The sequence below is a fragment of the Streptomyces sp. V4I23 genome, assembly GCF_030817975.1.
In the GTDB taxonomy this organism is placed as follows: Bacteria; Actinomycetota; Actinomycetes; order Streptomycetales; family Streptomycetaceae; genus Streptomyces.
The window spans coordinates 4,231,115-4,252,117 of sequence record NZ_JAUSZW010000004.1 but is presented as its reverse complement, the minus strand read 5'-3'; the positions used below and the strand labels follow the sequence as shown (position 1 = coordinate 4,252,117).

General features: G+C 68.7%; 10 protein-coding genes and 3 rRNA genes. 5 read left to right on the top strand and 8 right to left on the bottom strand.

All coding sequences use genetic code 11. The features are described from left to right. The first annotated feature begins 8 nt into the window (after positions 1-8). A complete protein-coding gene (locus tag QFZ82_RS21580) occupies positions 9-1,424 on the top strand; it encodes an ATP-binding protein (protein WP_307714707.1) in 1,416 nt (471 codons plus the stop codon). Between the two features lies 1 nt (position 1,425). After that, positions 1,426-3,072 carry a type VI secretion protein gene (locus QFZ82_RS21575; RefSeq protein ID WP_307714706.1) on the top strand — a complete coding sequence of 549 codons (1,647 nt, stop codon included), beginning with the start codon at positions 1,426-1,428 and terminating at the stop codon, positions 3,070-3,072. An 8-nt stretch (positions 3,073-3,080) separates the two neighbouring features. Here the strand turns inward: QFZ82_RS21575 and QFZ82_RS21570 are convergent, their stop codons facing one another. The 5 genes from QFZ82_RS21570 to QFZ82_RS21550 all read right to left on the bottom strand — a co-directional run bounded on the left by QFZ82_RS21570 (position 3,081) and on the right by QFZ82_RS21550 (position 10,139). Next, complete coding sequence (locus QFZ82_RS21570; RefSeq protein ID WP_307714705.1) at positions 3,081-3,632, bottom strand: GNAT family N-acetyltransferase; 552 nt, start codon at positions 3,630-3,632, stop codon at positions 3,081-3,083. 147 nt (positions 3,633-3,779) lie between these two features. Then, positions 3,780-3,896, bottom strand: a 5S ribosomal RNA gene (gene rrf, locus QFZ82_RS21565). A 79-nt stretch (positions 3,897-3,975) separates the two neighbouring features. Then, positions 3,976-7,099: ribosomal RNA gene (locus tag QFZ82_RS21560) — 23S ribosomal RNA — on the bottom strand. Between the two features lie 289 nt (positions 7,100-7,388). Further along, positions 7,389-8,915: ribosomal RNA gene (locus tag QFZ82_RS21555) — 16S ribosomal RNA — on the bottom strand. Together the 16S, 23S and 5S rRNA genes form the textbook arrangement of a ribosomal RNA operon. A gap of 657 nt (positions 8,916-9,572) precedes the next feature. Further along, positions 9,573-10,139 (bottom strand): MarR family winged helix-turn-helix transcriptional regulator, encoded by a 567-nt coding sequence (locus QFZ82_RS21550; RefSeq protein ID WP_307714704.1) that lies wholly within the window; start codon positions 10,137-10,139, stop codon positions 9,573-9,575. A 158-nt stretch (positions 10,140-10,297) separates the two neighbouring features. Here QFZ82_RS21550 and QFZ82_RS21545 point away from each other — a divergent pair, with 158 nt between their 5' ends. After that, on the top strand, positions 10,298-11,572 hold the full coding sequence (locus QFZ82_RS21545; RefSeq protein ID WP_307714703.1) for an MFS transporter: 1,275 nt from the start codon (positions 10,298-10,300) through the stop codon (positions 11,570-11,572). Positions 11,573-11,576: 4 nt separating this feature from the next. Here QFZ82_RS21545 and QFZ82_RS21540 read toward each other — a convergent pair whose 3' ends face one another. Both QFZ82_RS21540 and QFZ82_RS21535 read right to left on the bottom strand, forming a co-directional pair. After that, positions 11,577-13,232 carry a SpoIIE family protein phosphatase gene (locus QFZ82_RS21540; RefSeq protein ID WP_307714702.1) on the bottom strand — a complete coding sequence of 552 codons (1,656 nt, stop codon included), beginning with the start codon at positions 13,230-13,232 and terminating at the stop codon, positions 11,577-11,579. A 129-nt stretch (positions 13,233-13,361) separates the two neighbouring features. Continuing rightward, positions 13,362-14,825 carry an NAD(P)/FAD-dependent oxidoreductase gene (locus QFZ82_RS21535; protein ID WP_307714701.1) on the bottom strand — a complete coding sequence of 488 codons (1,464 nt, stop codon included), beginning with the start codon at positions 14,823-14,825 and terminating at the stop codon, positions 13,362-13,364. Between the two features lie 326 nt (positions 14,826-15,151). Between QFZ82_RS21535 and QFZ82_RS21530 the strand changes: the two genes are divergently transcribed. Continuing rightward, positions 15,152-15,937 carry a TetR/AcrR family transcriptional regulator gene (locus QFZ82_RS21530; RefSeq protein ID WP_307717798.1) on the top strand — a complete coding sequence of 262 codons (786 nt, stop codon included), beginning with the start codon at positions 15,152-15,154 and terminating at the stop codon, positions 15,935-15,937. 230 nt (positions 15,938-16,167) lie between these two features. Next, positions 16,168-18,135 (top strand): sigma-70 family RNA polymerase sigma factor, encoded by a 1,968-nt coding sequence (locus QFZ82_RS21525; protein WP_307714700.1) that lies wholly within the window; start codon positions 16,168-16,170, stop codon positions 18,133-18,135. 84 nt (positions 18,136-18,219) lie between these two features. Here QFZ82_RS21525 and QFZ82_RS21520 read toward each other — a convergent pair whose 3' ends face one another. Continuing rightward, complete coding sequence (locus QFZ82_RS21520; protein ID WP_307714699.1) at positions 18,220-20,394, bottom strand: asparagine synthase-related protein; 2,175 nt, start codon at positions 20,392-20,394, stop codon at positions 18,220-18,222. Between the last annotated feature and the right edge of the window lie 609 nt (positions 20,395-21,003).

Sequence of the window (21,003 nt, the reverse complement as noted above, 5' to 3'; positions counted from 1 at the left end):
CTTGAGCCATGCGTGATCCGCTGTCCGTCCTCACGGATGCCTTCACCTCCTTCCTGTTCGGAAAGGTGGAGACGACCCGTCTGCCCGTCCGCACCTCGACCGGGCAGGCGCAGGCCGTCTACCTCCCGACGGCCGCACCCGGCCTCGGCGACTCGGGCGTGATCATCGGCCGCGAGGTCTACAGCGGCAAGGGCTACATCTACGACCCCTTCCAGCTGTACGGGCAGCAGCTCCCCGCCCCGCACTGGCTGGTGCTCGGCGAGTCCGGCAACGGCAAGTCGGCACTGGAGAAGACGTACGTCCTGCGGCAGTTGCGCTTCCGCGACCGTCAGGTCGTCGTCCTCGACGCGCAGGGGGAGGACGGCGTCGGCGAGTGGAACCTGATCGCGCAGGAGCTGGGGATCACGCCCATCCGGCTGGACCCGATGACGGCGCTCGACGGCGGCATCCGCCTCAACCCGCTCGACCCGGCGATCACCAGCACCGGCCAGCTCGCCCTGCTGCGGACCATCATCGAGGTCGCGATGGGCCACGGCCTCGACGAGCGCAGCGGCTTCGCGCTGAAGGTGGCCCACGCGTACGTGAACGAGTCGATCACCGACCGGCAGCCCGTCCTCATGGACATCGTGGAGCAGCTGCGCCACCCCGAGGCGGCGTCCGCCGAGGCGATGAACGTCGACATAGACGATGTACGCGCCTGGGGCCTGGACGTGGCCCTCGTTCTCGACCGGCTCGTCGACGGCGACCTGCGCGGCATGTTCGACGGACCGACGACGGTCGGCATCGACCTGGACGCGCCGCTCATCGTGTTCGACCTGTCCCACATCGACCGCAACTCGATCGCGATGCCGATCCTGATGGCGATCGTCGGCGTGTGGCTGGAGCACACCTGGATCCGGCCCGACCGCAAGAAGCGCATCTTCCTGGTGGAGGAGGCGTGGCACATCATCAACAGCCCGTTCGTCGCGCAGCTCTTCCAGCGGCTGCTCAAGTTCGGGCGGCGGCTCGGCCTGTCGTTCGTGGCGGTCGTGCACCATCTGTCCGACGTGGTGGACGGCGCGGCGGCACGGGAGGCCGCGGCCATCCTGAAGATGGCGTCGACGCGGACGATCTACGCCCAGAAGGCCGACGAGGCGCGGGCCACCGGGCGCGTGCTCGGCCTGCCGCGCTGGGCCGTCGAGATCATCCCGACGCTCACCCCGGGCATCGCCGTCTGGGACGTCAACGGCAACGTCCAGGTGGTCAAACACCTGGTGACCGAGGCCGAACGGCCCCTCGTCTTCACCGACCGGGCGATGACGGAGTCCTCGCGGCCCGCGGTGCCGGAGCACGTCCAGGCCGCGGAGTGGGAGGCGGAGCAGCGGGCGGCGCTGATCGAGCGGCAACAGCAGTGGGACGAGTCCTCAGAGTCGACGGTGGCGTGAGATGGAGCAGGGGCGCCAGGGGCGGGGCCGGAACGGGGAGCGCGAAGGAGGCATCCCCGACGGCCTGTTGGTCGGGCTTCTGGGCTTTCTGCTCGGGCTGACGGTGCTGGTGTGGACGGCGACGGGCCTGGCGGGTCTGTTCGCGCACGGTGCCTGGCCGACGGGCGTGACCTTCACCAGTACGCCCATGGCGTTGCGGTCGCTGGTCTCGGCCCCGCAGGACCTGCCCGCCGCCTGGCCATCGACCCCGCCCGCCGAGCTCTCCGGATACGGGCTGTTCTGGGGCCTGGCCATCGGCGAACTGATGGTGCTGGTCGTGCTGACCGTGTTCACGCTGGGCACGGTGGCACGCTGGCGTGCGGTCCGCGCGAGGGCCCGCGCCGAGAAGCACGCGATCGGGCGGATGTCGTCGGAGCCGCACGGCGGGGCCGACACGGCGCCCTCGGCCGCCACGGCCGTGGAGACGGCATCCGAGGCCCCGGCGCCGCCCGTGCCCGAGCAGACCGTCCCCGCGCCGCCTGTGTCCGAACAGACCGTGCCCACGGCCCCCGGGCCCGCCCCCGCAGTCCAGCCGGCCGACCCGGCGACGACGGCCCCCGCACCGGCTCCGTACCCGCACGCGTCCGCGGCCCCGTCCACCGCAGCGGCCCCGTCCACCGCAGCGGCCCCGGTCCCGTACCCGCCCACGGGTGTCCCGACCACCGTCCCCGGCCCGCGCGGCACCGGTTCCCGCGTCCTGTACGGCGATCCCGCCACCCGCCGGCCGTCCACCGTCCAGGCGCTCGTCGACGCCGAGGGCCCTGTCCTCGTCGTCACCTCCGACGCCTCCGTGTGGGCCGAGACGAAGGGCGCCCGCGCCAAGCTGGGACCCGTTCTCGTCTACGACCCCGGGCACCTGTGCGACACCCCTTCCCGGCTCCACTGGTCGCCCACCGCCGGCTGCGAGGACGAACGGACCGCGGCCGCCCGCGCCACCGCCCTCCTTTCGCCCGTGCGACCCCGGGCCCTGATCGACGCCGCCATGGCCGACACAGCGGAAACGCTCCTGCGCTGCTGGCTGCACGCCGCCGCCGTGGACGGCCGCCCGTTCCGCCAGGTCCACCGCTGGGCGCAGGGCACCGGGGCCCACGAGCCCGTACGCATCCTCCGCACGCATCCCAAGGCCGCCGCCGGACTGGCCGGACTGCTGGAGTCCGCGCTCACCGCGTATCCGGAACGCCGGGACATCGCCCAGCAGTTGACCGGCCGTGCCTTCGCGGCGCTGTCGTCGGTCCACATCCGTGAGGCATGCACTCCCCATCGAACCGATTCGCTGGCCTTGGAATCTTTTGTGAACGAAGCGGGCACGCTTTACGTGGTGGGTGAACCGATCGAGGATCCGCGCTCCCACCCCGGTGCGATGCCGCTGCTCACGGCACTCGCCTCAGACGTGGTCGAGCACGGCCGCCGCATGGCCGCACGGTCATCCGACGGTCGGCTCGACCCACCACTGACCCTCGTCCTCGACGACGTCGCGGCCGTGGCGCCGCTGCCCGTGCTCCCCGAGCTCCTCGCCACCGGCCAGGACCAGGGCCTGCCGACACTCGTCCTGCTGCGCTCGGCCGAACAGGCCCGCGCCCGCTGGACGGCCCCCCTGCCCTCCCACTGAGCCCCTGGCTAGGCCGCCTCGCGCCTGACCTCGTACTCGCGCGCCATCTCGTCCCCCGGAATAGGAGACGTGTCGGCGCTCGGCACGAAGCCCGCGCGCCGGTAGAGCGCCTCGGCCCGCACGTTGTCCGCGTGGAAGATCAGACGTACCCGCTCCACCCGCGGCGATTCCAGCGCCCACGACCACTCCAGCGCCGCACGGAACAGCGCGTCCGCGAGACCGCTCCCCCGCGCCTCCGGCCGGACGAACACGCCCACCACATGCGTCTGTTCCACCGCCGCCGGCTTCCCGACCCGCGCCTCGGCGCCAGGTCGCTCCACCAGCAAGGACACCGTGCCGTCCCAGCTCCCGTCCGGGGCCTCGCCGATGAACTGGATCACCTCGCGGCCGGCCGCCGCCGAGGCCGTGCGCTCCTGCCAGAAGGAGTCCGGCCGCACGACGGCGTCCTCGTACGTCTCCAGAAAAGCTATCGAGGCCAGCGGGTCCTGAAGGGCGGCAAGCCGCAACTCGCGGGCCTTGGCCCATTCTTCGGCCCGCACGGGCCGGATGACGTAGTCCATGCCCCGATAGTGGCCAAGGCCCCTGCGCCACGGCAACGGGGTTTCCGCCGAGGCGCACTGTGCCGCTGCGTCCCCTGCTGCACCCGCACACACCCCCGAACGCAGGAAAGCCCCGGAACAGTGTTCCGGGGCTTTCCCACAATGATTGTTCGGCGGCGTCCTACTCTCCCACAGGGTCCCCCCTGCAGTACCATCGGCGCTGAAAGGCTTAGCTTCCGGGTTCGGAATGTAACCGGGCGTTTCCCTAACGCAATGACCACCGAAACTCTATGAAGATGTCCGAACTACCAGCCGGCAAGGCGAGTTCGTTACTTCAGAACTAACACAGTGGACGCGAGCAACTGAGGACAAGCCCTCGGCCTATTAGTACCGGTCAACTCCACCAGTTACCTGGCTTCCATATCCGGCCTATCAACCCAGTCGTCTACTGGGAGCCTTACCCTCTCAAGGAGGTGGGAGTCCTCATCTCGAAGCAGGCTTCCCGCTTAGATGCTTTCAGCGGTTATCCTTTCCGAACGTAGCCAACCAGCCATGCCCTTGGCAGGACAACTGGCACACCAGAGGTTCGTCCGTCCCGGTCCTCTCGTACTAGGGACAGCCCTTCTCAAGACTCCTACGCGCACAGCGGATAGGGACCGAACTGTCTCACGACGTTCTAAACCCAGCTCGCGTACCGCTTTAATGGGCGAACAGCCCAACCCTTGGGACCGACTCCAGCCCCAGGATGCGACGAGCCGACATCGAGGTGCCAAACCATCCCGTCGATATGGACTCTTGGGGAAGATCAGCCTGTTATCCCCGGGGTACCTTTTATCCGTTGAGCGACGGCGCTTCCACAAGCCACCGCCGGATCACTAGTCCCGACTTTCGTCCCTGCTCGACCCGTCGGTCTCACAGTCAAGCTCCCTTGTGCACTTACACTCAACACCTGATTGCCAACCAGGCTGAGGGAACCTTTGGGCGCCTCCGTTACCCTTTGGGAGGCAACCGCCCCAGTTAAACTACCCATCAGACACTGTCCCTGATCCGGATCACGGACCCAGGTTAGACATCCAGCACGACCAGAGTGGTATTTCAACGACGACTCCACCTGAACTGGCGTCCAAGCTTCACAGTCTCCCACCTATCCTACACAAGCCGAACCGAACACCAATATCAAACTGTAGTAAAGGTCCCGGGGTCTTTCCGTCCTGCTGCGCGAAACGAGCATCTTTACTCGTAGTGCAATTTCACCGGGCCTATGGTTGAGACAGTCGAGAAGTCGTTACGCCATTCGTGCAGGTCGGAACTTACCCGACAAGGAATTTCGCTACCTTAGGATGGTTATAGTTACCACCGCCGTTTACTGGCGCTTAAGTTCTCAGCTTCGCCGACCCGAAAGTCAGCTAACCGGTCCCCTTAACGTTCCAGCACCGGGCAGGCGTCAGTCCGTATACATCGCCTTACGGCTTCGCACGGACCTGTGTTTTTAGTAAACAGTCGCTTCTCGCTGGTCTCTGCGGCCACCCCCAGCTCAAGCAGCAAGTGCTCTCACCGGTGATGGCCCCCCTTCTCCCGAAGTTACGGGGGCATTTTGCCGAGTTCCTTAACCATAGTTCACCCGAACGCCTCGGTATTCTCTACCTGACCACCTGAGTCGGTTTAGGGTACGGGCCGCCATGAAACTCGCTAGAGGCTTTTCTCGACAGCATAGGATCATCCACTTCACCACAATCGGCTCGGCATCAGGTCTCAGCCTTGATGTTGTGCGGATTTGCCTACACAACGGCCTACACCCTTACCCCGGGACAACCACCGCCCGGGCTGGACTACCTTCCTGCGTCACCCCATCACTTACCTACTACCGCCTTGGGTCAGCGGCTCCACCACTCCGACCTCGTCCGAAGACTCAGCCGGCGGCTTCACGGCCTTAGCATTAACGGGTTCAGTACTGGGCGTTTCAAAGCGGGTACCGGAATATCAACCGGTTGTCCATCGACTACGCCTGTCGGCCTCGCCTTAGGTCCCGACTTACCCTGGGCAGATCAGCTTGACCCAGGAACCCTTAGTCAATCGGCGCACACGTTTCTCACGTGTGTATCGCTACTCATGCCTGCATTCTCACTCGTGAACCGTCCACAACTCGCTTCCGCGGCTGCTTCACCCGGCACACGACGCTCCCCTACCCATCACAGTCCCCGTTGGGGGTATGTACTGCAATGACACGACTTCGGCGGTACGCTTGAGCCCCGCTACATTGTCGGCGCGGAATCACTTGACCAGTGAGCTATTACGCACTCTTTCAAGGGTGGCTGCTTCTAAGCCAACCTCCTGGTTGTCTCTGCGACTCCACATCCTTTCCCACTTAGCGTACGCTTAGGGGCCTTAGTCGATGCTCTGGGCTGTTTCCCTCTCGACCATGGAGCTTATCCCCCACAGTCTCACTGCCGCGCTCTCACTTACCGGCATTCGGAGTTTGGCTAAGGTCAGTAACCCGGTAGGGCCCATCGCCTATCCAGTGCTCTACCTCCGGCAAGAAACACACGACGCTGCACCTAAATGCATTTCGGGGAGAACCAGCTATCACGGAGTTTGATTGGCCTTTCACCCCTAACCACAGGTCATCCCCCAGGTTTTCAACCCTGGTGGGTTCGGTCCTCCACGAAGTCTTACCTCCGCTTCAACCTGCCCATGGCTAGATCACTCCGCTTCGGGTCTTGAGCGCGCTACTATGTCGCCCTGTTCGGACTCGCTTTCGCTACGGCTTCCCCACACGGGTTAACCTCGCAACACACCGCAAACTCGCAGGCTCATTCTTCAAAAGGCACGCAGTCACGAGATACAAGCAAGCTTGCATCCGACGCTCCCACGGCTTGTAGGCACACGGTTTCAGGTACTATTTCACTCCGCTCCCGCGGTACTTTTCACCATTCCCTCACGGTACTATCCGCTATCGGTCACCAGGGAATATTTAGGCTTAGCGGGTGGTCCCGCCAGATTCACACGGGATTTCTCGGGCCCCGTGCTACTTGGGAAATTCTCAAACGAGCCGTATGAATTTCAGCTACGGGGGTCTTACCCTCTACGCCGGACCTTTCGCATGTCCTTCGCCTATCCATACGGTTTCTGACTCGTCGACCAGCCGGCAGACTGGTCAAGAGAATTCCCGCAACCCCGTATGCGCAACCCCTGCCGGGTATCACACGCATACGGTTTGGCCTCATCCGGTTTCGCTCGCCACTACTCCCGGAATCACGGTTGTTTTCTCTTCCTGAGGGTACTGAGATGTTTCACTTCCCCTCGTTCCCTCCACACTGCCTATGTGTTCAGCAGTGGGTGACAGCCCATGACGACTGCCGGGTTTCCCCATTCGGAAACCCCCGGATCAAAGCCTGGTTGACGACTCCCCGGGGACTATCGTGGCCTCCCACGTCCTTCATCGGTTCCTGGTGCCAAGGCATCCACCGTGCGCCCTTAAAAACTTGGCCACAGATGCTCGCGTCCACTGTGCAGTTCTCAAGCAACGACCAGCCACCCACCACCCCACCCCGATACAGGGCGAGTTCACTGGGGCCGGCATCCCGAAGGGCGAGCAACGCTCGCACCCTCAGACACCCAACAGCGTGCCCGGCACAGCCGATCCCTGGATGGTCGCGTTCCACGCTCCGAGGAGCAGTACTAGCGGTCACCAGTGACCGAGTGCGCCGAATAATCAACGTTCCACCCATGAGCTGACCGTGCAGAACGTTTGTCTGCAATCGGTGCTGTGCTCCTTAGAAAGGAGGTGATCCAGCCGCACCTTCCGGTACGGCTACCTTGTTACGACTTCGTCCCAATCGCCAGTCCCACCTTCGACAGCTCCCTCCCCGAGGGGTTGGGCCACCGGCTTCGGGTGTTACCGACTTTCGTGACGTGACGGGCGGTGTGTACAAGGCCCGGGAACGTATTCACCGCAGCAATGCTGATCTGCGATTACTAGCAACTCCGACTTCATGGGGTCGAGTTGCAGACCCCAATCCGAACTGAGACCGGCTTTTTGAGATTCGCTCCGCCTCGCGGCTTCGCAGCTCTTTGTACCGGCCATTGTAGCACGTGTGCAGCCCAAGACATAAGGGGCATGATGACTTGACGTCGTCCCCACCTTCCTCCGAGTTGACCCCGGCAGTCTCCTGTGAGTCCCCATCACCCCGAAGGGCATGCTGGCAACACAGAACAAGGGTTGCGCTCGTTGCGGGACTTAACCCAACATCTCACGACACGAGCTGACGACAGCCATGCACCACCTGTATACCGACCACAAGGGGGCGACCATCTCTGGCCGTTTCCGGTATATGTCAAGCCTTGGTAAGGTTCTTCGCGTTGCGTCGAATTAAGCCACATGCTCCGCTGCTTGTGCGGGCCCCCGTCAATTCCTTTGAGTTTTAGCCTTGCGGCCGTACTCCCCAGGCGGGGAACTTAATGCGTTAGCTGCGGCACCGACGACGTGGAATGTCGCCAACACCTAGTTCCCAACGTTTACGGCGTGGACTACCAGGGTATCTAATCCTGTTCGCTCCCCACGCTTTCGCTCCTCAGCGTCAGTAATGGCCCAGAGATCCGCCTTCGCCACCGGTGTTCCTCCTGATATCTGCGCATTTCACCGCTACACCAGGAATTCCGATCTCCCCTACCACACTCTAGCCTGCCCGTATCGAATGCAGACCCGGGGTTAAGCCCCGGGCTTTCACATCCGACGTGACAAGCCGCCTACGAGCTCTTTACGCCCAATAATTCCGGACAACGCTTGCGCCCTACGTATTACCGCGGCTGCTGGCACGTAGTTAGCCGGCGCTTCTTCTGCAGGTACCGTCACTTTCGCTTCTTCCCTGCTGAAAGAGGTTTACAACCCGAAGGCCGTCATCCCTCACGCGGCGTCGCTGCATCAGGCTTTCGCCCATTGTGCAATATTCCCCACTGCTGCCTCCCGTAGGAGTCTGGGCCGTGTCTCAGTCCCAGTGTGGCCGGTCGCCCTCTCAGGCCGGCTACCCGTCGTCGCCTTGGTAGGCCATCACCCCACCAACAAGCTGATAGGCCGCGGGCTCATCCTGCACCGCCGGAGCTTTCAACCGCAGACCATGCGATCCGCAGTGTTATCCGGTATTAGACCCCGTTTCCAGGGCTTGTCCCAGAGTGCAGGGCAGATTGCCCACGTGTTACTCACCCGTTCGCCACTAATCCCCTCCCGAAGGAGGTTCATCGTTCGACTTGCATGTGTTAAGCACGCCGCCAGCGTTCGTCCTGAGCCAGGATCAAACTCTCCATGAATGTTTACCCGTGATCGGGTGACACATCCGAGAGCGGAACAACCGGTCGGAATAAGACCGGTCGTTCACAGCGTCCTCGCTGTGATTGCCACCCCGCAAGCGGGATGGACTTTTTCAAAGGAACCTCGACCATCCGGAGATGGACGGGGTATCAACATATCTGGCGTTGATTTTTGGCACGCTGTTGAGTTCTCAAGGAACGGACGCTTCCTTTGTACTCACCCGCAGAACATCTTCTGAGGCTTTCCTCCGGGCGCTTCCCTTCGGTCTTGCGTTTCCGACTCTATCAGATCTTTCCGATCCGATTTCCTCGGTGCTTTCCAGTTCTTCGCTTTCGCGCTTCCCTTTCCGGCGGACCCGACTCTATCAGATCCTTTCGGGCCTGATTCCCAGTCAGAGGGGGTTGTCTTCCCGGCCGTTGGGCCGTTCCGACGTCCAAACCCTAGCGGATTTCCCGGGCGACTCATAATCGAGTCATCGAAATGAATTTCGACATGCGAAATTCGTCCCGACTGGGAGATCGTGCTGAGTGTGGTTGCCGCGTCAGCGGCGAGGATGGCTGTCGAAGAACCGTTCCGGCTCCGCGACAACTCGAAGAACCTTACAGATCGACGGGGGTCGTGTCAACCCTCCCCCGCCGCAGTCCGGAGGCCGGTCGCTAGTCCAGGTCGGTCAGGCGGCCGCCGGCGTCCGGCTGGTCGTGCTCGACCCGGCGCAGCACGCGGATGAGCAGCTCGCCGAGCAGGGCGCGCTCGTCCGGGGCGAGGTCCTGGAGCAGGTCCTCCTCGAACGTGGTGGCCATGCGCATCGCCTCGAGCCACTTCGTGCGGCCCTCGTCCGTCAGCTCGACGATCACGCGTACGCGGTTGTTCTCGTCCCGGTCGCGGGTCACGAGGCCCTCGCCCGCCATCCGGTCGATGCGGTGGGTCATCGCGGCCGGCGTGAGACCGAGGCGCTTGGCGAGCTCCCCGGGGCCGAGGCGATAGGGGGAGCCCGAGAGGACCAGGGTCTTGAGGACCTCCCACTCGGCGTTGCTGATGCCGAGGGCCGCGACCTGGCGGCCGTACGCGACGTTCATCCGGCGGTTGAGCCGTCCGAGCGCGGAGACCACCTTCTCGACCTGGGGATCGAGATCCCCGTACTCGCGCTGGTAGGCGGCGATCTGCTCGTCGAGGGTCGGCTCCTGCGGGCCGGAGACGGCGTCCGCGGGGGTCTCAGTAGGCATGCGCGGAAGTATCGCACGGCACTCGTTGGCCTTGAAGTCCTTCAATGTGTATTGTTCAGGTTCGAACTTTACTATTGAAGTCTTCAGGCTTCAGTCCTCCAGGTCCTGCAGGACCTCGACCGAAGTGGGTGAGTGTGACCAAGGCGAAGGGTGCAGCGATGCGCCGGATCCAGGCGGGGAACGCGCTGAGCGCGTTCGGGCTCGGCTTCACCGTTCCGTACCTCTACATCTACGTGGCCCAGGTGCGAGACCTGGGCGCGAGTGCGGCGGGCGTGGTGCTCGCCGTCTTCGCGATGGCCGCACTCGTGGCCCTGCCGTTCACCGGACGGGTCATCGACCGGCGCGGGCCGCTGCCCGTACTGGTCGGCGCTGCGGTGTTGGCGTCCGTCGGAGCGGCGGGCATGGGGCTGTCGGGGAGCGTTCCGTCCGTCGTCCTGTCCGCGGCGGTGCTCGGCGCCGGGACCGCCGTCATGCAGCCGGCGCTGGCCACCATGATCGTCTGGTGCTCGGAGACCACGACACGCACCCGCGCCTTCGCCATGCAGTTCTTCCTGCAGAACCTCGGTCTCGGCATCGGCGGCCTGATCGGTGGACACATCGTCGACGAGAGCCGGCCCGCCAGCTTCACCCTGCTGTTCGGCATCGAGGCCGCGATGTTCCTCGTCCTCGTCGGCATCGCGCTGACCGTACGGCTGCCCGAGTCCGCATCGCTGCGCAGTGCCCGGCCCGCCGACACGGAGGCCAGGGCCGGGGGCGGGATGCGCGCGCTGCTCGGACACCGGGCGATGGTGCAACTGCTGGTGCTGGGCTTCGTCCTCTTCTTCGCCTGCTACGGCCAGTTCGAATCCGGACTCGCCGCGTACGGCACCGAGGCTGCCGGGATTGAGCCCGCCACCCTGGGCACGGCGCTCGCCGCCAACACCGCGGTGATCGTGGCCGCACAGTTCCTGGTGCTCAAGTTCGTCGAGCGCCGCAGCCGCAGCCGGGTCATCGCCTCGGTCGGCCTGATCTGGGCCGTCGCGTGGACGGCCGCGGGCTACGCGGGCCTCGGCCATGGCAGCCAGGCCATGGCGACCGCCGCGTTCATCTCGACGTACGCGCTGTTCGGGCTCGGCGAGGCCATGCTGTCGCCGACCGTCGCCCCGCTGGTCGCCGACCTGGCGCCGGAGTCGATGGTCGGGCAGTACAACTCAGCGTTCGCGCTCGTCAAGCAGCTCGCGCTGGCGGTCGGTCCGGCCGTCGGCGGTCCGATGGGCGCCGCGCTCCAGGGGCCGTACATCGTGACGTTCGTGCTGTTCTCGCTCGGCATCACCGTGCTCGCGCTGCGGCTGGGCAAGCGGCTCACGCCGGTGCAGGACCGGCCGTCGCTCGCGCCGAAGTCCCGCGTGGTGACGGTGCACAAGCCCGAAGAGGCCGTCGCCCCCGCCCACTGACGCGTCAGGGCAGGGCGAACTCGCACCAGACGGCCTTGCCGCCACCCGGAGTACGGCGGCTTCCCCAGGACGAGGCGATCGTCGCGATGATCGAGATACCGCGGCCCGCCTCGTCCTCGGACTCCGCCCGGCGGCGTCGCGGCAGGTGCTCGTCCCCGTCCGTCACCTCGACGATCAGCCGCCGGTCCGTGCGACGCAGCCGAAGGCGCATGGGCGGGGAACCGTGCTTGAGGGAATTGGCCACCAGCTCGCTGACGGCCAGGACCCCGAGGTCGTGCAGCTCGGGCGAGAAACGCCAGGAGGCCAGTACCCCGGAGGCGAAGGCACGCGCGCGGGGCGCGGCCTCGATGCCGCCGAGGAGGTCCAGCGCGGCGTTGTGGAACAGCTCGGCGTTCGCGCCTTTGCGGGTCGGGTGCTGCAGGACGAGGAGCGCGACGTCGTCGTCGTGCTCGGCGGTCACCCCCATGGAGCGGATCAGCCGGTCGCAGACCACCTGCGGCGTACCGGTCGCCCCGGACAGCGCGCGCTCCAGCGCGGCCATCCCCTCGTCGATGTCCTCGCGCCGGCGCTCCACCAGGCCGTCCGTGTAGAGGACGGCGGTGGCGCCGGGCGGGAGGTCGATGGAACCCGAGGCGTGCAGATAGCCGCCGGTACCGAGCGGCGGGCCGGTGGGCTCGTCGGCGCGGCGGACGGTGCCGTCCTGGTCGCGGACGAGGATCGGCAGATGCCCGGCCGACGCGTAGACCAAGCGGCCCTCGTTCGGGTCGTGGACCGCGTACACACAGGTGGCGATCTGGCTGGGATCGATCTCGGAGGCGAGTCCGTCGAGGAGCTGGAGCACCTCGTGGGGCGGCAGGTCCAGGCGGGCGTAGGCCCGTACGGCGGTGCGCAGCTGACCCATGACGGCTGCCGCGCGGACACCGCGGCCCATCACGTCGCCGATGACCAGGGCCGTACGGCCGGCACCGAGCGTGATCACGTCGTACCAGTCGCCGCCGACCGCCGCGTCCGTGCCACCGGGCTGGTAGGTGGCGGCGAACCGCAGGTCGTCGGGCTGCTCCAACTCCTGAGGCAGGAGCGACCGCTGGAGGGTCACGGCGGTCTCGCGGTGACGCCGCTCGCTGGCGCGCAGCCGCTCGGCGGCCTCGGCGTGGTCGGTGACGTCGGCCGCGAAGACCAGGACGCCCTCGGGCTCCTTGCCGCCTTCGGTCCGTTCGGCGGGAAGGCAGGTGACCGTGTACGACCCTCCGCCCCGGGTCCTGCGGGACTTGACCGTACGGGGCTTGCCGCTGCGCAGCACCTGGTCCATGAGCGGGAGCAGGCCCAGCTCGGCGAGCTCGGGGCAGCTGTCGGCGGCCGTGGTGCCGAGCGTGCGGTGACCGAAGGCGGCGGCGTATGCCTCGTTGACGTACGCGATGCGGTGGTCGGGTCCGTAGACGAGGGCGACCAGGGCGGGGAGGCGGCCGAGGATCTCCGGCACGGAGAAGTCCTCCAGCGCCGGGACGTCCGAAGGGGTCTCCGGCGGCTGTCCGGACTGACCGCGGGCCGCGGGCACCGAGCCGTCGCCCCGCTGCACCGGCGAGAGCCCCTGGTCGGTCCTCCGTGCTGCGGCGCGACGCTGCGTACCGGGGAGCCTGGGGCTCCAACGCGTGAAGTTCACTGACTTTCAAGCCTCAATGGGGGTCGTCGCCAAGGGTCACTCTGTGCAGGTGTGAGCCCACCTATGGTCACACGTCCAGTGTGGTCGACCGGACGGACAGTCCTTTTCGCCCAGCTCCTGTCGGCGGCGTCAGGTACCCGAAGGGCCGTCCGGGGAACTGTCCGCCGACTCGTCCGCTGCACTGGGCGGCGGGCCGCTGTCCTTTCCGTCGCCATTGCGTCTGGCGCCCGCGGCGAATTCGAACTCGGCCCGCGGATGCTCCAGCGAGCCGAGGGAGACGATCTCACGTTTGAAGAGACCGGCGAGGGTCCATTCGGCCAGGACGCGGGCCTTGCGGTTGAAGGTCGGCACCCGGCTGAGGTGGTAGGTGCGGTGCATCAGCCAGGCCGGATAGCCCTTGAGCTTGCGGCCGTAGACGTGGGCGACGCCCTTGTGGAGTCCGAGGGAGGCGACGGAGCCGACGTACTTGTGGGCGTACTGGTGCAGGGGCTGTCCGCGCAGGGCGGCCGCGATGTTCTCGGCCAGGACCTTGGTCTGGCGCAGGGCGTGCTGGGCGTTGGGCGCGCACTCGGCGCCGGGCCTGTCGGAGGTGACGTCCGGGACGGACGCCGCGTCGCCCGCCGCCCACGCGTGGGCGACGCCGTCGACGGTGAGGTGTTCGGTGCAGGCGAGGCGGCCGCGCTCGTTGAGCGGGAGGTCGGTGGCGGCGAGCAGGGGCGCCGGTTTGACGCCGGCCGTCCAGACGACGGTCCGGGTCGGGAAGCGGGAGCCGTCGCTGAGCACGGCGACCCGGTCCTCGCACGACTCGAGCCGGGTGTCCAGCCGTACGTCGATGTTCCGGGCGCGCAGCTCCCGGACGGCGTAGCGGCCCATCTCCTCGCCGACCTCGGGCAGGATGCGCCCGGCCGCCTCCACGAGGATCCACTTCATGTCCTCGGGTTTGACGTTGTGGTAGTAGCGCGCGGTGTAGCGGGCCATGTCCTCGAGTTCGGCCAGGGCCTCGACGCCCGCGTAACCGCCGCCGACGAAGACGAAGGTGAGGGCCGCGTCGCGGATCGCCGGATCGCGGGTGGAGGACGCGATGTCCATCTGCTCGATGACGTGGTTGCGCAGGCCGATGGCTTCCTCGACCGTCTTGAAACCGATGCCGTAGTCGGCGAGGCCGGGGACGGGAAGGGTGCGGGAGACGGAGCCGGGGGCGATGACGAGCTCGTCGTAGGTGATCTCGACGGCTCCGGCGCCCTCCTCCTCGGTGGCGAGCGTGGTGACGGTCGCCGTCCGCTTGGCATGGTCGACGGCGCGGGCCTCACCGATGACGATCGTGCATCTGCCGAGGACGCGACGCAGGGGGACGACCACATGGCGCGGGGAGATGGAACCGGCCGCGGCCTCCGGCAAGAACGGCTGATACGTCATATAAGGGTCGGGGGCGACCACCACGATCTCGACGTCGCCGCGGTCGAGCTCCGGCTTCAGCTTCCGCTGGAGGCGCAGCGCGGTGTACATCCCGACGTAGCCGCCGCCTACGACCAGAATGCGCGTGCGCGGCGAGGTGCCGGAGGTCGTGCCCCGGGAGTTTGCAGCCTTCACCATCCCATGACGCAACGACCTCAGTCGTTTGTCCACAGGCCCGGCGGATTGTGTGACCGGAAGCCGTCGGTGGCCCTGTCGCGGCACAGCTCGGGGCATAACGGAAGCCGCGCAGGTCAGGCCCGGCGGGGTGGCGGGAGGCAGCGGGTGGAATAGGGATCCTTCCGGTCCTTGCTCCGATCGGGGGGCGCTCCGTGCGAAGTACCCCCTTCTGAATTGACTCCGGCTCAACTATGTTCGTTGTCGGTCGGGGTGCCAGGTCAAGGCACGCCCGGCAGACCAAGGCGGGGATGTCTCCGGGGGGAGACGACATGACCGGGGGAACGCTTATGCACATCCAGGATTCGCATTGGCAGACCGCCGTCGCGCCGGCTTCGGCCGCGGACGGCAATGGGAGCGGACCGACGGGTCCGGTCGGGACGGGCCGTTCGGCGCCGCTGCGCGTGGACGCGCAGCGCAATCTCGAGCATGTCCTGCGCGCAGCCCGCGAGGTGTTCGGCGAGCTGGGGTACGGGGCCCCGATGGAGGACGTGGCCCGGCGCGCCCGGGTCGGCGTGGGCACGGTGTACCGCCGTTTCCCGAGCAAGGACGTGCTCGTGCGGCGGATAGCCGCGGAGGAGATCTCCCGGCTGACCGAGCAGGCGCGTACGGCTCTCGGGCAGGAGGAGGAGCCGTGGTCGGCGCTCTCCCGGTTCCTGCGCACCTCGGTTGCGTCCGGTGCGGGGCGGCTGCTCCCGCCGCAGGTGCTGCGGGTCGGGGTGGACGGCGACGAGGCGGCGGATCGCGCGGACGACCTGTCGGGTGAGGCGCGCGAGGACATGTGGGTGCCGCAGCAGAGGGCGGGGGCACCGTCCGGGCTGCGCGTGGTGGGGCCGCGCCCGGTGCCGGCCGAGGAGCAGGACGACGCCGGCGCGGCGGACCTCCTGGAGGTCGTGGGCCGGCTCGTCGAGCGGGCACGCGCCGCGGGTGAGCTGCGCGGTGACGTGACCGTGGCCGACGTGCTGCTGGTGATAGCGACGGCCGCGCCGTCGCTGCCCGACGCCGCGCAGCAGGAGGCCGCGTCGGCCCGGCTGCTGGACATCCTGCTGGAGGGTCTGCGGCCGCGGTCCGCGTGAGGTCCGCACGGGCGCTCCTGTTCCGTGACCCGTCCCTGGCGGCGCGGTGCCGTCAACCGCCCTTGTCCGCTCGCCCGGTTGTTCCTGCCGCTTTCGGATGACCGGCGGTGCGCTGTTCGGGGAAGTCGCCCCGGACGAGTGGTTGCGGCGCATAAGAGTTCGGCGTACAGGCGCCCTGTGGCACGCTTGCCCGGTAATTCGGGTCCGAAGTGCTTACGGGGGCTTCCGCGATGAGCGGTGACCATCAGGACGAGTCACTCGGCGGTGGGAGTTCCGGGACGGCCGGACCGCCACGGCAGGTGCCCAGCCAGGGCGGACGGAACGGCTCGTCCGGCGTGCCGCGCCCGCGTGCCGACGGGCCGGACGGCGCGAACACCGGTGCGGCTCACGAGCCGGATCCGGCGGACGTGGAGGCGGCAAAGTACGCCGTTCCGCAGCAGCGGGACCGCAGCGCCGGTTCGGTGCTGCCGCCGCCGCGCCAGCTTGCGTCTGCGGACGCCGAGCTGCTCCGGCGCATGCGGGACGGTGACGACGGCGCCTACGAGGAGCTGTTCCGCCGCCACTGCGAGGCCGTCCGGCGGTACGCGCACACGTGCTGCCGCGACGCGCACACCGCGGACGACCTGACGGCCGAGGTCTTCGCTCGGACCCTGCAGGCGGTGCGCGGCGGGGCCGGGCCGGAGCAGGCGGTGCGGGCGTACCTGCTCACCACCGTCCGCCGGGTCGCCGCCGCCTGGACGAAGACGGCGAAGCGGGAGCAACTGGTCGACGACTTCGCGGTGTTCGCCGCGGAGGCGGCGCGCAGCACGGACTCGGCGACGGGCGACACGCTCGACGTCGGGGCGGACGTGCGCGCGATGCACGAGGCCGAGCAGTCGCTCGCCATGCAGGCCTTCCGGTCCCTGCCGGAGCGCTGGCAGGCGGTGCTGTGGCACACGACAGTGGAGGAGGAGTCGCCGAGCGACGTCGCGCCCCTCTTCGGCCTGACCGCCAACGCGACGGCGGTGCTGGCGAGCCGGGCCAGGGAGGGCCTCAAGCAGGCGTATCTCCAGGCCCATGTGAGCACGGCGCTCACCGCGGGCGGCGACTGCGCCCGGTACGCGGACCGGCTGGGCGCGTACGCCCGCGGAGGGCTGCGGGTGCGGGCGGAGCGGGGTCTGAGCAAGCACCTGGACGAGTGTGTCAAGTGCCGTCTGGCCGCCGGTGAGCTCGCCCATGTGAACGCGGGCATTCCTGCGCTGCTGCCGATCGCGGTCATCGGCTGGTTCGCCGCCGGGTACTCCCTCAAGGCAGCCGGGATCGTCGCCGGCGGCACAGCGGGGGCCGGTGCTGCCGCGGCCGCCACGTCGGGCGTGTCGGGCACGTCGGGCACGTCGGGCGGGGCAGCCGCACAGGGACTCGGCGCGCCCGCGAAGGCTATGGCGGCGGCTGTGGCTGTCGCCGCGACGGCCGGGCTGGTGTGGGCCATGTCGGTCGACCGCGAGCCCGCGCCCGAGCCCATGGCCAAGCCCCCAACCTCCCGGCCCGTCGCGCCGGAGCCGCCCGCGCCCCAGCCGAAGCCGGAGCCGCCGGCGACGCCGCCCGCGCCCGTTCCGCCGTCGGCCGAGGCCGGCCCGAAGTCGACGCCGAGCCCCACTCCCACGCCGACGCCGCACCCCGCCGAGCCGAAGCCCACCCCGACCCCCACCCCGCCCCTCACGCCGACGCCGACCCCCTCACCGACACCGACACCGACACCGAAGCCCACGCCGCCTCCCCAGAAGGCGGAGGTCTACCAGGTCAACCGCCTGGACTACGACATCTTCGGCGACCACACCGGTCCCGAGGTGCGGCACAACGAGAGCAGCTGGATGTGGAAGCGCTCTGACATGTCGATCGGCGGCAAGCAGTACGGGCACGGGGTGACGGTGCACGGCAAGTCGTCCGTCACCATCGACCTCAACCGCGCGTGCACGGCCTATGACGCGTTCGTCGGCGTCGACGACCTGACGCCGGGTGTGCGCCCGGTGCGCTTCTCGGTGTACGGGGGCGGCGTCCGGCTCTGGCGCTCGGCCGCTCTCGGCCGCGGCGACGCGGCGGTGCCGGTCCACGTGCCGCTCGCCGGCCACAGGACGCTGCGCCTGGTCGTGGAGCCGGAGGACCCGTCGGGGACGGCTGCGCCGGCGGACTGGGCGGAGTCCCGGATCAGTTGCCGCTAGGCAGGGCCGGACCGCGCTCGCCCGGCCGGTTCGGCACGCCCTCGGGGCGCGCATGCCCCTCGACCCGTGCGTCGTGGCCCGGCTCTACGCCTGGAGCGTCCGGCGTTTGGGGACGCCCCCGGCCACCGCGCGGCGGCGGGGCGCCGCCGTGCCCGTCCAGCAGGTGCCGCGGCGGGACAGGAGCCGGCGCAGCCACAGTTCCGTGGACACCAGGTCGGCCAGGCCGTCCAGCGGGACGGGTTCGCCTTCCGAGGCGGCCCGCAGCGCCTTGCGGACGACACGGGCCTCCACCAGGCCCGCGTCCGCGAGCAGCGGGGCGTCGAACAGGGCCATCAGATGCGGGAGCGCGGCCCGCAGACCGGTGCGTGCCGCCGCCGTCGCGGTGTGCGAGGCGTGCGTCGTGGCGCCCCAGCCCGGCGGGAGGTCGTGGATACCGGCCCCCGCGAGGACCGTGCGCAGCACCGATGCCCGCGCCCCCGGCTGGACCCGCAGCGATTCGGGGAGGTCGCGGCTGGCGCGTACGACCTGGTTGTCGAGGAAGGGGGCGTGCAGCCGCTGGCTGCGGATCTCGGCGGCCTGTTCCAGGATGCGCTGGTCCGCCGCATGGCGGCTGAGCGCCGCCCGGGCCCGGGCCTCGCCGGGCCGCTGCACGGACATCGGCCGCGTCGCCGCCTCCATCAGGCGAACCGATACTTCAGCCAGCGCCTCGCCGGTCAGCCAGCGAGCCGCCGGGCCGGGCCGGGCCCAGTTCAGGGCGGCGAGCGAGGCGCCCACCGCGCCGTTGAGACCGACCGCGCCCGCGCGGTTCGCGGAGAGCAGCCGGTCGGCAGCGGCTTCGAGACCGGCACGGTAGGGCGTACGGGCCAGGCGCCGCGCCGCCCGGTACACGGTGAGCGGCACGAACAGCGACTGCGGCGAGGCCCCGTCGGCCCGGGCCAGTGCGGTGACCGGCCGCAGCAGATGGCGTCGGCGCCGGTCCATCAGCAGATCCGCGAGCCGCGCCGGATGCGCGTCCAGCACCTGCCGTGCGCCCGCCCCGGTGAAGTGGTCGGCGCTGCCGGCCGCGAGCCGGCTGCGGTGCCGTTCGGCCGTCACCAGGGCGGGCGCCGGCTCGTCCGTGAGCGGCCCCGCGTCGAGTCCGGCGTACGGGAGGGACTCCTCCCCTGCCGCGACGACGATGTGATGCAGCCGCGGATTGGCTGCGATGGCGCGGGCGCGTTCCAGCTCCGGTTCGCGGGCCTCGCGTCCGCTGGTGACCAGGTCGTTGAAGGTGACGGCGAGCAGCCGCTCGCCCGCGCCCGTCCCGTGCCCCAGCACGGTGCCGGGCACGCCGGGCAGCCCGGCGGCCAGCAGCGCCAGCGTGCTGGAGGCGCTGCCCCCGGACAGGTCGGCGCCGATGCCGGGAGCGGGCGCCCCTCGCGCGGCGCGGCGTTCGGCGGGCCCCATGCCCGGCACGGGGCCCGGGTCGGGCGGCAGGGTCTCCGGTGCGTGCCGCGGGGCGGTGAGCCTCGCCCGTACGGCATCGACCAGCGCGTCCCGCACCCCGTCGACCGCCTTGGCCGGGTCGATCTGCGGCCCGGCGACGGCCAGGGAGGCCACCGGCTCGTACCCGGTGATCTCCCGTGAGCCCTCCCGCAGGATCAGCGCGTGTCCGGGCGGGATGCGCTTGACCCCCGCGTACGGGGTGGAGTCGCGCAGTGCCTCCGGAGTCTCGGGGCAGGCGAGCAGGGCGGCCAGGTGCCCGATGTCGAGCTGGGCCTCGATCAGGTCGGCGAGCGGGAGCGCGGCGGTGGCGTACGCGGTGCCGCCGGCCCAGGGGGTGTAGAAGACGGGCCGGGCGCCCGCGAGGTCACCCACGACGGTGATGCGGCGCCCGGCCTGGACCACGACCGTGTAGCTGCCGGCCCATGCGGTCAGATGCCTCAGTGCGCCGCCGCGCGCCGCGAACAGCCCGACCCGCAGCTGTTCGTCGCTTGCGGCGCAGCAGCCGAGGACGGCGAGCCGGGTGACCGCGGGCGGGTTCGCGCCCCCGCCGGGGACGGAACGCGCGGGCGGTTCGGCCGTGACGACGCGTACCTCGTCGGGCCGCCAGTCACCGACCGCCCACAGCGGATCGGGGTCTCCCCACAGCAGTTGGGCTCCGACGGGGTGGACGGTGCGGCCGTCGCCGTCGAGATCGTCAAGGCCGTCAAGGGCTCTGTCGGCCCCGGCCATGCCGAAGTGCGCGGCGATACTGCTCCACCCCACCAGCCACCGCATCCCCGCCTCCACGATTCCCGAAGCCGTTCGGGAACATGCTGCCACGAAGGAGGCGCGGGGGATGGGGCTCCGGTAGCGCGCGCAAAAAGTGAACTCGCCTGTGGCATGGGCGATTCAGCGGCCGCCAGGAGGCCGGCCGAGGTGTCGCAGGGGGTCGTCCGGTGATTTCGGGGCCCCTCCGGCACAGACGGCATTCGGCCATTCTCGGCGGGCGTCCCAGGGCCCAACCTCCAGCCCGGGAGGCGGAGTTCGCCTCCCGGACCGGTCCGCCGCCCGCGGGGAATCGAGGCGGCAGTGTCCCCCAGCCCACTGGTTTCCAGTACGCAGTGGGCCGACCCACGCGGTACTCATGGAAGCGCTCCCGAACATCCTCGGCCAGAGCGCACGCACGGGCGCACGACCACACGGCGGGAGCACGGCGGCCGATGGCGTACTCCCGCCCGCACAACAATCCCGCCATACGGCACACCGCCTCTTAACGGTAGGGATGTGGCGAACTACGCTGGGTTTACTGCTGTCCTCGGCAGGAGCGCATATTCCGAAGGGCTCGGCCACCTGCTTTTGCGGCCGGGACCGCCCGGACGCGGGGGTGTGCGAACCGGGAGGACA

What these genes read in the sequence shown, in the direction of transcription:
- QFZ82_RS21535 (WP_307714701.1), bottom strand. Translation starts at nt 14,825, where the DNA reads ATGGTGAAGGCTGCAAACTCCCGGGGCACGACCTCCGGCACCTCGCCG.
- QFZ82_RS21520 (WP_307714699.1), bottom strand. Translation starts at nt 20,394, where the DNA reads ATGCGGTGGCTGGTGGGGTGGAGCAGTATCGCCGCGCACTTCGGCATG.
- QFZ82_RS21545 (WP_307714703.1), top strand. Translation starts at nt 10,298, where the DNA reads ATGCGCCGGATCCAGGCGGGGAACGCGCTGAGCGCGTTCGGGCTCGGC.
- QFZ82_RS21530 (WP_307717798.1), top strand. Translation starts at nt 15,152, where the DNA reads ATGCACATCCAGGATTCGCATTGGCAGACCGCCGTCGCGCCGGCTTCG.
- QFZ82_RS21550 (WP_307714704.1), bottom strand. Translation starts at nt 10,139, where the DNA reads ATGCCTACTGAGACCCCCGCGGACGCCGTCTCCGGCCCGCAGGAGCCG.
- QFZ82_RS21575 (WP_307714706.1), top strand. Translation starts at nt 1,426, where the DNA reads ATGGAGCAGGGGCGCCAGGGGCGGGGCCGGAACGGGGAGCGCGAAGGA.
- QFZ82_RS21580 (WP_307714707.1), top strand. Translation starts at nt 9, where the DNA reads ATGCGTGATCCGCTGTCCGTCCTCACGGATGCCTTCACCTCCTTCCTG.
- QFZ82_RS21570 (WP_307714705.1), bottom strand. Translation starts at nt 3,632, where the DNA reads ATGGACTACGTCATCCGGCCCGTGCGGGCCGAAGAATGGGCCAAGGCC.
- QFZ82_RS21525 (WP_307714700.1), top strand. Translation starts at nt 16,168, where the DNA reads ATGAGCGGTGACCATCAGGACGAGTCACTCGGCGGTGGGAGTTCCGGG.